Below are 14,211 nucleotides of genomic sequence, written 5' to 3' on the forward strand. Positions count from 1 at the left end.
CTTAATGGTTATTTCGCCAATAGTCCAATCTCGGGCTGGAAAAAAACCATTGCGTTGGCTTAATGGTTATTTCGCCAGCAGTCTAATCCCGGGTTGAAAAAAAACTAGGTTCTACCGAACCTGGTATGTAAAATCCTCGCGCATCAGACAGGAAAACACTTGCTACGAGAGCGTTTTAGGCCAGCCTTGCCTGTTCTTGATAAGGAAAGAAATTAGCAGAGGATTCAATATTGCTGCTGGCAAAGGTTTGATTGCGTTTTTGGCTGCAACTTTCCATAGTAAGTTCGGTAGAACCTTATTTTATAATACGACTCTATAGGTGTCAGTTAAACGCAAACATGCCATGATTCCAGATATTCGCGATTTTTATCGCGCCACTAACCCCGATAAAGCGCTGGTGGTAGCCAATGCTGAGGATAAAAAATATTATATCGATTTTGCGGCGGTGCGCGGCGGCGACACGATCGAGAAACTGAAGAAAAAAATTACGTTTTTCGACCTAGATAAACCCACTTTTGCCTTATTTATCGGACATATTGGCTGTGGAAAATCTACCGAACTCCTGCGGCTGAAAATGGAATTGGAAACTGAGGGATTTTATGTGGTGTACTTTGAGTCCAGTGAAGACTTGGAATTAAATGATGTGGATACGGTTTATGTGTTGGATCGCCCGTCGCATCAGTCAAAGTTTGGACAGTATTACCTTGGAGGAACCGAAGAAACTCAAGGAATTGCTGCAAGGTGCATGGCGGGTTTTCAATGCCGAAGTTACCGGGGTGAAAGGCAAAATTCCCGGTGTGGGAGATGTGGGAATTAGCGGTGACGGGAATAAGTTTACCCTAAGGTTGGGAATTGGCGAAATTACCGCGAAAGCGAAAGATGATGCGAAGCTGCGGGAGGGACTGAATCAGTTTTTAGGGCCGCGAAAAACTCAGTTAATCGAGGCGATTAATACCGAATTGCTCGAATCGACAATCGCCAAATTAAAAGCGCAAGGCAAAAAAGGATTAGTGGCGATTGTGGACAATCTCGATCGCATCGATAACCGTGCCAAAGCTTGGGGAAAGCCGCAACAAGAATATCTGTTTGTAGACCAAGGGGAATATTTTAAAAAGTTGCACTGTCATCTGGTGTACACCATGCCCTTGGCGCTGAAGTTTTCTAATAGTTATGCCAATCTCACTCAGCGATTTGACGACCCAAAAGTGTTGCCAATGGTGCCAGTGCGATCGCCCGCCAGGAATAACCATGAAGGGGGGATGAAACTGCTGCGACAAATGGTTCTGGCGCGGACATTTTCCCACTGGGACGAACAACAGCGGTTAGGGACAATTCCAGGATTTTTGAAAGTGCGGAAACCTTGGATAGCCTGTGTCGAGTCAGCGGGGGTCACCTGCGGCATTTGCTAAAATTATTAAATGCCTGGATTATGGAGGAAATGCAATTTCCTTTGGGTGGCGAAACCTTGGAACGGATAACTGTGGACTGTCGTGTAGAACTGGAACGAGAAAGAAAGCAGCGCCTGCAGACCCAGGAGGAGTTAGAACAAACGAAACGGGCAAAGCAAAGATTAGAGGACGAGAATCAGAAAGCAACCCACCGAATTCGCATAGGCACCGGCATTTTTACTGTTTTCTTAATTGCTGCCGGAATCGCTGACGGATTCGCACTGAAAACCACTCAAACCCTAGGGGAATCCCGAGAGGGAACGCGCATCGAACGCCAAGGGTTGAATGCTCTGCGAACATTTGAAGTGTACTCCATCGATGGATTGGTTTAAGCGATCGCTGCGGGGCAAGACTTAAAGGTTCTAGCGGGAGACAAGCGTTCCCTCGCCAACTATCCCATTATGAGGCCAATGGTCGCATTGCATGCCAAACTCCTTGACATTCGGGAGCGCAATCAACTCCAGCATTAGAATAGGGTCAATAGCGCCAGTTTCAGGCCCGACGCGGCGGGCATCGTCACTACCTCAGATGACAAAACCGCCCGGGTGTGGAACCGCTGTGGCAAGCTGGTGGCGCAACTCACCATCAGGGTGCGCTCAACAGCGCCAGTTTCAGCCAGGGCGGCGAGTTTCCGCAAGGCGTTGCGGTGGAATCCCCAGTTAGATTTCGATCCGGAAGTGAAAGCGCAGCAGCTTGCACGGGAGTAGGAGTTATTGGTTATTGGTCATTGGTCATTTGTTCGTAGGTCTGGTCATTTGCGATCGCGATTCCGTTAAATTAGTCCGCGTAGGTGGGCTAGGTTCGTTTACCACACCCTTCTAGGGTGCGGGGCTTTTTTCCCATGAATCGGGTGGCGGGGTTGCTGTGTCACCCCCGGCGGTTATTTGTCTGATGTGCCACGAATCGGGTGGCGGGGGTTACGCACCCTACGCTTGAACCAATGACCAATCACCAATGACCAATCACCAATCACCAATCACCAACCAATTGGGTGGCGGGGGTCACGCACCCTAAACCTGAGCTTTTTCGATATAGACCATTCGGGTCTGGATGGTAATTCCTGTAGTTGGAGAAGTCCATCCCTGGATAAAATAATCCTCTTTGGCGTGGGGGAAGTCGAGTTGGGAATGGTCGTAAACTGGCACAACACAATTGCGTTTGTACTCTTCTGTCACCTGGTCGAGACTCAAGAGAATTGACTGGCGGGCAATTCGGTCAATATGGGCGATAACGGGGTGGATATTTTTAACGCACAGCAAAGAACTTAACGCCAACACGAAGTCGTATGAACGATTTGGAAGTTTGGGAAGGGCTTCTTCAACGGGTTCGTGAATGATGGTATAGCCTCGCTGGGCGGCGCGCTCGAGCATATTGTGGGAAACGTCAATTCCCGTATAGTCAAATTCTCCCGGAAGTAACTCTTTTAACAAACCCGTTCCACAGCCGATATCGAGAATGCTACCTCTCGTCGAGGGAACGTACTTTTGAAAAAGTTTAGCCCCTTCATCAAGATGGCGAGCGTCAAATTTAGGAGATTTTACAGCCTCGTCGTAGGTGGAGGCAAACCTATCGTAAAACTCCTCAGCAGAGGTTTTAGTCGGCATTTTTATTTATCCCAGATTTTAATTAATACGATCGCATTATAGAGACAAGAGAGACAATCAGCAAGCAAACCTGGGCGATTTTCAACCTCAAGACAACCGGAAGGCACTCTGATGGACGCACAGGCTGATGAGAATTCTAGGGAAGAAGAATGGGCTAATAATTCTGGAATGAAATTGTCCACCTCTGTCATTTGTTATTTGTTATTTGTGATGGGGATTCCGTTAAATTAGTTTGCGTAGGTGGGGTTTGTTCGTTTACCACACTCTTCCAGCGGGGGTGGTGCTGTTTGTTATTTGTCATTTGTCATTTGTCATTTGTCATTTGTTATTTGTTATTTGTGATGGGGATTCCGTTAAATTAGTCCGCGTAGGTGGGGTTTGTTCGTTGACCATGCCCTTCCAGCGGGGGTGGTGCGTGACCCCCGGCGGTTTTTTTGATGTGCCACGAATCGGGTGGCGGGGGTCACGCACCCTACGCTTGAACCAACAACCAATGACCAATGACCAATGACCAATGACCAATGACCAACAACCAATGACCAATGACCAATGACCAATGACAAAGGACTGAGGACAAATGACCAATGACCGATTCTTGGGATAATTTGATAGGTAATGCTGGAAAGTCCTAGAAAATAGAAATGACTCATTCCACGGATATTCTGACGTTGGCGCGCTGGATGGCGGCTGATTTCAGCAATCAAGAACAAGCGATCGAAAATCCGCCGTTTTTCGCCCACATTCGGGTCTGTATGCGACCTTTGCCCTATTCCCTGGTGGATGGGGTGAGTCTTTATTTAGAACAAGCTTATGATTACATGCTCCAGACTCCCTATCGGGTGCGGGTGTTAAAGTTAGTGCCGGTGGGCGATCGCATTCACATCGAAAACTACAAACTTGCTTCGGAAGAATCCTTTTACGGGGGGGCGCGCGATCCGGTGCGCCTGCAGGGGTTGACCCGGGAAATGCTGGAAAAAATACCCGGTTCGACATTCATCACCGAATGGACGGGAAACAGCTTTAAAGGCAAAGTGGAACCGGGAAAAGGATGCATTGTGGTTCGCAAAGGCAAAACCACCTATCTCGATAGCGAATTTGAAATCGATCCGGAGATTTTTACCAGTCACGATCGCGGCAGGGATCCGGAAACCGACGAGCATGTTTGGGGAGCACTTGCCGGTCCATTTGTGTTTACAAAACGGTTAGCCAGTTTTGCCTCGGAGGTGCAATCAGGTCCGCAAGCAAATTAACCCGCCACTCCCTTCCGGGGAAATAGGGTGGGAGAGTGGGATTTGCAGCGGGGGGTGAGTTGCCAGAGCGATCGCAATTGCGATCGCCAATCCCCCCAGCGATCGGGGAATTGTTAACTGGAATACACAGCAGGGGTGGGGGTAACGATAAGTAAAGCTGATAATTTTGGGCGAGAACTTACCCAATCGTTAATTCTCGGGCGATCGCGCCGGTCAACTGCAGGGGGAAAAAACAGCAGTTTTCCCGCATCAAACCCCCACCCTTCAAGGGCGATCGAACCCCATGCAACTTAGAGAATCTAAATATGTCATGGGGTACACAAACCTGATAGAGTTACCGAGTATTGGCAAGCAAAAATCATCAACTTATGAAAGTTCTGGTTATTGGTGGTGACGGCTATTGCGGTTGGGCAACCGCACTTTACCTCTGCTCGAGAGGTTACGAAGTCGGAATCTTAGATAGTTTAGTGCGTCGGCACTGGGATTCGCAGCTATGCGTAGAAACCCTCACCCCGATCGCACCGATTCAACAACGGCTGCAGCGCTGGAAGGATATCACCGGCAAATCCATCGATTTATTTGTAGGCGATATCACCGACTACAGCTTTCTGAGCAAAGCCCTGCATCAATTTGAACCCCAAGCGATCGTTCACTTTGGCGAACAGCGATCGGCCCCCTTCTCCATGATCGACCGGGAACATGCCGTCCTCACACAAGTGAACAACGTCGTCGGCACCCTGAATCTGCTCTACGCGATGAAAGAAGACTTCCCAGAGTGCCACCTCGTCAAACTGGGAACGATGGGCGAGTACGGTACACCAAACATCGACATTGAAGAAGGTTATATCACCATCGAACACAACGGGCGCAAGGATACCCTACCGTATCCCAAGCAACCGGGCAGCTATTATCACTTAAGTAAGGTTCACGATAGCCATAACATCCAATTTGCCTGTAAAATCTGGGGATTGCGCGCCACGGACTTAAACCAGGGCGTGGTGTACGGCGTTCTCACCGAACAAACCGGCATGGATGAGATGCTAATCAACCGCCTCGACTACGATGGCGTATTTGGCACCGCCCTGAACCGCTTCTGCATTCAAGCCGCCGTAGGCCACCCCCTGACGGTGTACGGGAAAGGCGGACAAACCCGAGGATTCCTGGACATTCGCGACACCGTGCGCTGCATCGAACTGGCGATCGCCAACCCCGCAGACGCCGGCCAATTCCGGGTCTTCAACCAATTTACCGAACTCTTCAACGTCGGCGAGTTAGCCATCAAAGTCAAACAAGCGGCCATTTCAATGGGACTCCATGTGGAAATCAACCACCTCGAGAACCCCAGAGTCGAACTCGAAGAACACTACTTCAACGCCAAAAACACCAAACTGCTCGACTTAGGCTTACAACCCCATTATCTCTCCGACTCCCTACTCGACTCCCTGCTTAACTTCGCCATCAAATACCAGCACCGCGTGGACAAAAATCAAATTCTGCCAAAAGTCTCTTGGCGTCGATAGCACATTTCCGACAAAAAAGCAAGGAGTTTCGCGGCGCGATCGCCAAGCTCCTTGTGCCACAACCCCGACACCGGAGCGGAAGAATAGCGGCCTAAAAAACCCCCTCCAACAGCCACCTGGAGCGGGGTTCCACCCCGGGGCAAATCTCGCCACTGGCGCGAAGATTTCCCCCATTCCCGGGCGAAACTGCTCCCGAACCCCAAAAAAAACCCGAGAACGGCGATCGCACTAACGCATTCAAAATTCAAAAATGAGAATAGCGCTTTTTACCGAAACCTTTTATCCCAAAGTCGATGGCATCGTCACGCGCCTGTGTCACACCGTCGAACAACTGCAACGCGCTGGGGATGAAGTGCTAGTAGTCTCCCCAGATTACGGCATCAGCGAATACAAAGGGGCAAAAGTTCATGGAGTCGCCGGTTATCCCTTACCCCTTTATCCCGAACTAAAACTGGCATTTCCCACCCCCTCCTTACGGCGAGCGATCGAACAATTCCAGCCCGACTTAATTCACGTAGTCAACCCCGCCGTATTGGGATTAGGCGGCATTTATTACGCCAAATCCCTGCGAATTCCCTTAGTCGCCTCCTACCATACCCACCTACCCCAATACTTGCACCATTACGGCTTAGGAATGCTCGAACCGATTTTGTGGGAATTCCTCAAAGGAGCGCACAATCAAGCCGAACTCAACCTCTGCACCTCAATGGCAATGGTAGAAGAACTGCGAAACCACGCCATCGAACGAGTAGACCTGTGGCAGCGCGGCGTAGATACCGAGCTATTCCAACCCAGTTTAGCCAATTCAGAAATGCGCGATCGCCTCACCCAAGGTCATCCCCAAAGTCCCCTGCTCTTATTCGTAGGACGCCTCGGGGCCGAAAAAGAAATCGATCGCATCAAACCAGTCCTAGAAGCCATTCCCGATGCCCGCTTGGCATTAGTCGGCGACGGACCGAACCGACAGCAACTCGAACAGCATTTTGCCGGCACCCCCACCCACTTCGTCGGCTATCTGCACGGTAAAGAACTCGCCAGTGCCTTTGCTTCCGCTGACGCCTTTATCTTTCCCTCGCGCACCGAAACCCTGGGACTGGTATTGTTAGAAGCAATGGCCGCCGGCTGTCCCGTAGTAGCTGCCGCCCGAGGAGGCATTCTCGATATTGTCACCGATGGGGCGAACGGGTACTTATTCGATCCAGAAGCCGAAGATGGCGCGATCGCCGCTACCCAACGCCTTCTCGCCAACCAAATCGAACGGCAAACCCTGCGAAACAACGCCCGCCGGGAAGCCGAACGCTGGGGATGGGCCGCCGCCACCGCGCAACTGCGACGGTACTATCAATCGGTCCTCGATAGCACTCGCTTGCCCCTCGCCGCTTGAGGCACCGCCCCCACCAAGACCCGATTGAGAATTGAGCCGCCACCCTCCCACCCCCGCTCAATTCTCAATCCCCCATTCTTCCCCCTCACCCTGACTTCTACAGATTCGGTCCGCATAGCGTACCATAGTAAAAGGCCAACTCCAGAGAGAATTAAAAAACCTGGGGTCGGTCTCAACTGAGCGGCAAACAGTGGCGTCCTAATTGCAATGACATTTTCTGGTAGTGGTAGCGTACTGGCTACATTGACGCGAGTCGGTCGGATGGGTGAGCTGACCCGCCGAGTCAAGGATATGGAGGTAACAGAATTTGTCTGCATCCTTGATTTTATTACCGCCGAGTTTCAGCAATGTCTGCTCGCCATCGACCTGATTAATAACGAAGCGCTCGAAACCCTGCTCGAGCAACTCCTCGATGCCTTCACGTTAAAAATCAGTCAAATCCTGCAAGCCGATCGCACCACCATTTTTTTGGTCAATTTAGACCAAGCCCAACTTTGGTCCAAAATTAGCGAAGACGCCACCGGAAAAACCACCGAAATTCGCGTGCCGATGAATGTGGGGATTTTGGGTCACGTCGCCACCACCGGGGTGGGGGTGAAAATTGCCGATGCCGAAAACCACGAGTTATTTAGCGCCGAAGTAGACAAACCCCCGGGAATCGATAAAATTAGCAGTCTGCTGTGTCAGCCAATTTTTAGTAGCAAAGACCCCGAACAAGTGGTGGCGGTGGTGCAGATGCTCAACAAAGCCGGTGAGGTGCCGTTTACCAGCGAAGATGAATTGCAGTTTGGCGGGTTTGCTACTTCCATCGGAATTATTCTAGAAAGCTGTCAGTCGTTTTATGTCGCCGCCCGCAATCAGCGCGGGGTCAGCGCCTTGTTGGAAGCAACCACGACTCTGGGTCAAAGTCTGGATTTAGAAACGACTTTGCGATCGGTAATGGACCGGGCGAAGGACTTAATGCAGGCCGATCGCAGCACTCTGTTTTTACTGTGCAAGCAAACCGGCGAACTGTGGACGAAAGTGGCGTCCGCCGATGGCTCAACTTTAATGGAAATTCGGATTAGTGCCGATAAAGGGATTGCCGGCTATGTGGCTTCCACCGGCCAAACGCTCAACATTGTGGATGCCTATCAAGACCCCCGCTTCGACCCCACCACCGATCGCAAAACCGGGTACAAAACTCGCAACATTCTCTGCATGCCGGTGTTTAATGCCTCGGGAGAATTAATCGGCGTTACTCAACTGATTAACAAGCACAAAGGCAGTTTTAATACGTCGGACGAGGCTTTTTTGCGCGCTTTTAACGCTCAGGCGGGCATCGCGTTGCAAAATGCCCAGTTGTTTGAAAATGTTCTGCTCGAAAAGCAGTATCAAAAGGATATTTTGGAAAGTCTTTCCGATGCGGTGATTTCTACGGATATGGCGGGGCGCATCGTGACGATTAATGAAGCGGCGTTGGAGTTGTTAGGCTGTCCGGTTCCCCGAGACAATCAGGAACAATTGTTGTTTTGGGAAAGCAAATTGCAAGGGCGCTATTTGTGGGATGTGGTGCCGATTGAAAATCTGCAATTTCGCGTGGAAGATAGCCTGCAACAGGGGGCAAAACATTACGTGCCCGAACAGAGTTTATTGGTGGGAATTGTGGAGTCGGAAACCTCGGAGGGGGAAAATCATCTGCTAGCTATTCGCGATCGGCACAATCCGGAGTATTACATCCTGTGGAACGATCGCGCCGCCGACCCTGATGCCGAGGCTGCCCCAAGCACACCAGTGCATAAAAGTCAAGTCAAAGAAATCGAGCGCAGCATCAATCTGACGGTGAATCCCCTCACTAACCCGGAAGGCGGGGTGCGCGGCGGATTGGTAGTCCTGGAAGATATCAGTCGGGAAAAGCGGATGAAAACTACCATGTATCGCTACATGACTCCAGGAGTCGCCGAACGAGTGATGGCCCTGGGGGAAGATTCCCTGATGGTGGGAGAACGCAAGGAAGTGACTATTCTGTTCTCGGATATTCGCGGCTATACGACCCTGACGGAGAATTTAGAAGCCTCTGAGGTGGTGTCTCTGCTGAATCAGTATTTCGAGACGATGGTGGAAGCGGTGTTTAATTATGATGGCACTTTGGATAAGTTTATCGGGGATGCCCTGATGGCGGTGTTTGGCGCGCCCCTGCCTTTGGAGGAACATGCTTGGAAAGCAGTACAGTCGGCTCTGGATATGCGCCGCCGCCTGCGCGAGTTTAACCGCCGCCAAAGCGAGCATACCATCCGGATCGGGATTGGGATTAGTTCCGGGGAAGTGGTTTCCGGAAATATTGGCAGTCAAAAACGCATGGACTATACCGTGATTGGGGATGGGGTGAACTTGAGCGCCCGCTTGGAAAGCGTCACCAAGGAGTATAAGTGCGATATTATATTAAGCGAGCCAACTTACGTCCTATGCAGCGATCGCATCACCGTGCGGGAGTTAGATAAAATTCGGGTTAAAGGGAAAAATAAGGCGGTGAGCATTTACGAATTAATCGGCTATCGCTCTACCCCGCTAGATGCCGAAAAAGAGCAGTTTTTGGAACTGTATCGCCTGGGACGTCAAGCCTATGTGGCCCGGGATTTCCAGCGCGCCATTATCCATTTTGAAGCCGCACAACAGCTCGAACCGGGCGATCGACCGGTGGAACTTCACCTGCAAAGAGCGCGGGATTATCTGCAAAATCCACCGCCAGAGGATTGGGATGGCGTGCATACCATGACCACGAAATAATCTCATCCCAACTCCGGCTGACCTCGGTGTGCAAAGACACTTTAGAAGGGTAGGGGGTGGGCGTTAATCCAGAAGCAGATTTTTAAAGGGAGAGCCGGCGTCTCCTTACGATAATACCTCGCACCCGGTAGCCAGTGGTAAAACCCTGACGGTGGGAGAAGCTAACACAGTATGCTTGGATCGGTGTCGCGAGTAGGTCACTTGACGCCCAGTTATGGGATGCTTTCAACATCAACATTTGGGTCGAGGCGATCGCCGCTCTGGTAAATATAATTCCAGGCTTCAGAATCCTCCAGCAAATGGGCGCGCAAAAATAAGCCACTCCATCGGGCAATGGTTTCTGTCGCCACCTCTTGGTCGAGAGTTGAACGAACCCGGTCCCGGTTGCTATCTTCATTGGTAATGCTGTAGTGGTTCGCCCCGCGCAGGGTAATCAGGGCTTTGGGGGGGTCTTGAATGTTCTCGTAGGTCTGTGCAACTGCATCCATTGCACCGCGAACCACCCCGTCGCGATCGCCTGCAATTAACCCAATCGGAATCCCCTGATTTGCCACCGGTAAAATCACCACCTCTTCTTGACTTTGGTCCCGAAATGTGGTTCCATAAAACACACCAGCTTTGAGCGCCTTTGGCCTTTCAAAAGACTCGGTACAAAGCAAGGGAAGGCAGAGATTTTGAATCGCGGCCAGTCCCACCGCTCCTCCCCACGAATGTCCGAGCAAGCCGAGTTGCGATACATCCACCCGGTCTCGCAGGGGAGACTCCGGGCGAGCGTTTTCCGCTTCAACGTAGTTTAGCACGTCATTCACCTGCTCGACCTGAGCAATTAGCCCGGAAAAATCTTCTCCCGAAACGGGGTTGGGCACACTCCGGAATCGATTGGGGACAACAACCACAAACCCATAGCCAGCAACCATGCTCGCAAAGTCAGAATACTCCGCCTTATCCACCAGCCCTCCGGGTAACAATAGGGCCAATGGCAGAGAAACCGCTTCGGAAGCACCGGGATAGTAAATATCCGCTGCATCCTCCGCCCCATTCGCCGTGGGAATCGTGGTCTCAAACCGAGTAACGGTATCAAACAGCGGTTCAGGCGTTGTGGCTACCACTGGAAGATTAGTGCAGCCCGCAAGCAATACAGCGCCTATTACCGCCACGCAAGAACCTCGAGAAGCGATTAAAGTCATTTTCTGCTCAGGAAACGAAAGGATTGGATAAAATTTACCGGGGGTTTTCTATTATTTTACCGAACTTTCATGCCATTCGCCTAAGAGGAAATCCGATAAGCGCGACAAGAGGGCAAAAATGAGAATTCCCAGCACCGTCACCATAAATAAGGCGGCAAATAGGCGGGGAATTTGCAGATTGTAACTGGCCATTAACATTTGATAGGCAATGCCGGAATTTGCTCCCCCCGTCCCGGCCACAAATTCCGCCACCACGGCACCGATTAAGGCTAATCCGCCGCTAATTCGCAATCCGGATAAAAAGTAAGGTAAGGCACTGGGAAGTCGCAAATACAACATGGTTTGCCAGCGGGAGGCTTGGTACAGGCGAAATAAATCTTTTAAGTTCGGATCGACGCTGTTTAAGCCAAAGGTGGTATTGGAAATAATCGGGAAGAAGGCGACAATCCAGGCACAAAGGACTAAGGCGGCGAAGGTATTATTTTTGAACCAGATAATGATTAACGGTGCGATCGCCACAATTGGGGTGGTTTGCAGCACGATCGCGTAAGGATAGAGGCTCTTTTCGATCCACTTACTTTGTGACATGAGAATTGCAATGAGCAATCCAGAACCAGCAGCGGTTAAAAATGCCACTACGGTAATTTTTATGGTAATGAGTAACGCGGGAAATAAAATATTCCAATCTTTTATCAGGGTTTTGAATATCAGCAGGGGACCGGGCAAGAGATAAACGGGGGTGTTGGTGACGCGCACGGCAATTTCCCAGGTCAGCAACACGAGGATGCCCACGATAATCGGCGCGATGGTATCCAGAGAAAACCACTGCTTCCAGTTGATTTTGCTGAGGAAAGAGGCGATATCTTTTTTCATATTAGGTGGTGAATTGGAGGTGAATTGTGGTAGAATGAAGGTCAGGCGATCGCCGCGATTCCGGGGCACAGCAACGCCGATTAGCCGGCAAATCCAACGGGCGATCGCGGTTGGGAGTCCATTGCTTGGGACAACGCCGCAGACACTTCCCGGCAATATTCCAGATAAGCTTCTGAGGTGCGAAATGCTCCCGTGCGCGGTAAGGGTTCGTCAATGGGAATTTCGGCGATCGCTCGTCCGGGGCGCGCCGCCATCACCACCACGCGCTTAGATAAATAAACCGCTTCGTAAATATTATGAGTCACGAAAACCACCGTGGGACGCTGTTGGTTCCACAAAGAAAGTAATTCGTCATTGAGATTCGTGCGGGTAATATCATCCAATGCGCCAAACGGTTCATCCATCAGCAAAATATTGGGTTCTGTTACCAATGCCCGGGCAATTGAAACCCGCATTTTCATCCCACCGGAAAGCTGGCGGGGATACGCTTTAGCAAAATTTGCCAGGTTGACTAATTCCAGGGTTTTGGCAATGGTTTCATCGGCGGTTTGTTTCGAGACACCTGCCAATTTTAGCGGTAAGCGAACGTTATCGCGAACTGTGGCCCAAGGCATCAATGCGGGTTCTTGGAAAACAAAAGCAAGTTGCTCTTTCAAGGTGCGATCGCGCCAGTGGATTTCACCGGTACTTTTATCGCTGAGTCCGGCAATAATTCGCAGCAAGGTACTTTTTCCGCATCCCGAAGGTCCGACTAACGTTAGGAAATCAGAGGGTTCGATGTGGAGATTGACGTCTTGCAAAGCAACCACGTCATTATTGAAACGCTTGCTCAGATTGTCAATGGCGATCGCGGTTTCGGTATTCTTCATTTGTGGCTTATTCCTTAACAGGTTTTCTTAGCATTTTACTATAAATTTTATTGACTCTGTGTAATAGTCTACTCCTTTATTGACAAACTCTAAGGTGTAGGCATCTTTATAGTTAAAGTTGGCATCTAAAACGCCAACTTCGATTAACTGTTCTGCCAAAGTTTTCCAGCGATCGTCACTCATTGCTCCGATACCGAGCGTTTTTGCATCCCCCGAGCGTATCGGGTCATATTCTGCTATCTTATTCAGGGCAAAGCTCATTAACTCATCGGTCATTTCCGGATTGTCTTGTTTTATCAGTTCGTTGCCCGGTTCTGGATTTTCCAAATAGCTATACCATCCTTCGATGGAAGCATCCACAAACCGCTCCACCAAATTCGGGTTATCCGCCACTAATTGCTTGGTGGTGTCAATCGTAAACGCATAAGGATTCAATCCCGTTTCTTTCAACGGTAAAATGATAGGCTTAAATCCGCCTTCTTTTTCGATGAGGTAAGGTTCGGACGTTAAAATTCCCTCTTGCGCCGAATTTTTATTGACTAAAAACGGGGTAACGTTGAAATTGTAAGGGCGTTGCTGGTCGGCAGTGTATCCGTACTTTTTCGCCAACAACGGCCAATAGGTGCTGCTGAGTCCAGCCGTAATAAACACGGGTTTTCCCTTCAGTTTATCTAAAGAGTCGTTTCCGACTCCGGGATGAGTGAGTAACACTTGAATTTCATCTTGAAAGATAGCGGCAAGGGTGATTTTTGGAATGCCTTGTGCCACAGCTTGCAGGGTACTAATCCCTTGCCCAATCGTAAAATCAACCAATCCCCCCATCAATAATTGCGTGGTATTTCCTTGGGGGGGGATGGGTTGAATTTCTACTTCTAAACCATAGTCTCGATAGATGCCAGTGGCTACTGCTTGATAAAACCCGCCGTATTCCGCTTCCGCTTTCCAACTCAGTCCCAATTTAATCGAGTTAGATTTTTCACTAGCCTGAGAAACAGATAGATTCTTATTGGTCGGGGTACAAGCTTCTAACAGGCCAGTTCCCAGCGCCATTCCGCTAATTTTAATAAATTGGCGACGTTTTAGGTTATAATGCTCGTGCATGAGAGTTTTTTAAGATATAAATTACTCGCTGTATGACAACGCCCTAGGTTAACCTGAGTCAGAGGTGACAGACAGGATGGGGTTATATTTGACTTGCTATTTTACCAGAGATGGGCTGTGATTCATCATAACAGTTGTGGTGAATTGAGCGATTGAGTTTGTCAGCAAGGAGGGAGACCGCAAGCTGACATGCCGGCGATCGCTCGTTT

General features: G+C 50.1%; 13 protein-coding genes. 7 read left to right on the forward strand and 6 right to left on the reverse strand.

The window, feature by feature from the left end:
• Window positions 1-343 precede the first annotated feature (343 nt).
• Genes LKK83_RS17945 through LKK83_RS17955 form a run of 3 tightly spaced genes read left to right on the forward strand, consistent with a single transcriptional unit; the run spans window position 344 to window position 1,780 of the window.
• On the forward strand, window positions 344-817 hold the full coding sequence (locus tag LKK83_RS17945; protein WP_324632634.1) for a hypothetical protein: 474 nt from the start codon (window positions 344-346) through the stop codon (window positions 815-817).
• Complete coding sequence (locus LKK83_RS17950) at window positions 705-1,409, forward strand: hypothetical protein (protein ID WP_324632635.1); 705 nt, start codon at window positions 705-707, stop codon at window positions 1,407-1,409. Before LKK83_RS17945 ends, LKK83_RS17950 begins: the two co-directional genes overlap by 113 nt.
• 29 nt (window positions 1,410-1,438) lie before the next feature.
• Window positions 1,439-1,780, forward strand: coding sequence for a hypothetical protein (locus LKK83_RS17955; RefSeq protein ID WP_324632636.1), 342 nt, complete (start codon window positions 1,439-1,441; stop codon window positions 1,778-1,780).
• A 134-nt stretch (window positions 1,781-1,914) separates the two neighbouring features.
• On the opposite strand, the gene LKK83_RS17960 is transcribed toward LKK83_RS17955, so the two are convergent.
• Window positions 1,915-2,085 (reverse strand): hypothetical protein, encoded by a 171-nt coding sequence (locus LKK83_RS17960; RefSeq protein ID WP_324632637.1) that lies wholly within the window; start codon window positions 2,083-2,085, stop codon window positions 1,915-1,917.
• A 373-nt stretch (window positions 2,086-2,458) separates the two neighbouring features.
• Entirely contained in the window at window positions 2,459-3,052 is a 594-nt protein-coding gene (locus LKK83_RS17965; protein WP_324632638.1) for a class I SAM-dependent DNA methyltransferase, read from the reverse strand.
• Window positions 3,053-3,693: 641 nt separating this feature from the next.
• On the opposite strand from LKK83_RS17965, the gene LKK83_RS17970 reads away from it, so the two are divergent.
• From LKK83_RS17970 to LKK83_RS17985, 4 genes are all read left to right on the forward strand, one after another.
• A complete protein-coding gene (locus LKK83_RS17970) occupies window positions 3,694-4,302 on the forward strand; it encodes a chromophore lyase CpcT/CpeT (protein ID WP_324632639.1) in 609 nt (202 codons plus the stop codon).
• 368 nt (window positions 4,303-4,670) lie between these two features.
• Window positions 4,671-5,822, forward strand: a complete 1,152-nt coding sequence (locus tag LKK83_RS17975) for an NAD-dependent epimerase/dehydratase family protein (protein WP_324632640.1) — start codon at window positions 4,671-4,673, stop codon at window positions 5,820-5,822.
• 250 nt (window positions 5,823-6,072) lie between these two features.
• On the forward strand, window positions 6,073-7,206 hold the full coding sequence (locus tag LKK83_RS17980; protein ID WP_324632641.1) for a glycosyltransferase: 1,134 nt from the start codon (window positions 6,073-6,075) through the stop codon (window positions 7,204-7,206).
• A 207-nt stretch (window positions 7,207-7,413) separates the two neighbouring features.
• Entirely contained in the window at window positions 7,414-9,972 is a 2,559-nt protein-coding gene (locus LKK83_RS17985; protein ID WP_324632642.1) for a GAF domain-containing protein, read from the forward strand.
• Window positions 9,973-10,184: 212 nt separating this feature from the next.
• Here the strand turns inward: LKK83_RS17985 and LKK83_RS17990 are convergent, their stop codons facing one another.
• The 4 genes from LKK83_RS17990 to LKK83_RS18005 form a co-directional block, all read right to left on the reverse strand.
• Window positions 10,185-11,159 carry an alpha/beta hydrolase family protein gene (locus tag LKK83_RS17990; RefSeq protein WP_324632643.1) on the reverse strand — a complete coding sequence of 325 codons (975 nt, stop codon included), beginning with the start codon at window positions 11,157-11,159 and terminating at the stop codon, window positions 10,185-10,187.
• Between the two features lie 51 nt (window positions 11,160-11,210).
• On the reverse strand, window positions 11,211-12,032 hold the full coding sequence (locus tag LKK83_RS17995; protein ID WP_324632644.1) for an ABC transporter permease: 822 nt from the start codon (window positions 12,030-12,032) through the stop codon (window positions 11,211-11,213).
• Between the two features lie 80 nt (window positions 12,033-12,112).
• Window positions 12,113-12,901 carry an ABC transporter ATP-binding protein gene (locus tag LKK83_RS18000; RefSeq protein WP_324632645.1) on the reverse strand — a complete coding sequence of 263 codons (789 nt, stop codon included), beginning with the start codon at window positions 12,899-12,901 and terminating at the stop codon, window positions 12,113-12,115.
• 27 nt (window positions 12,902-12,928) lie between these two features.
• A complete protein-coding gene (locus tag LKK83_RS18005; RefSeq protein WP_324632646.1) occupies window positions 12,929-14,002 on the reverse strand; it encodes an ABC transporter substrate-binding protein in 1,074 nt (357 codons plus the stop codon).
• Window positions 14,003-14,211 lie beyond the last annotated feature (209 nt).

It is taken from the genome of Phormidium sp. CCY1219, from assembly GCF_035615515.1.
Taxonomy (GTDB): domain Bacteria; phylum Cyanobacteriota; class Cyanobacteriia; order Cyanobacteriales; family Laspinemataceae; genus CCY1219.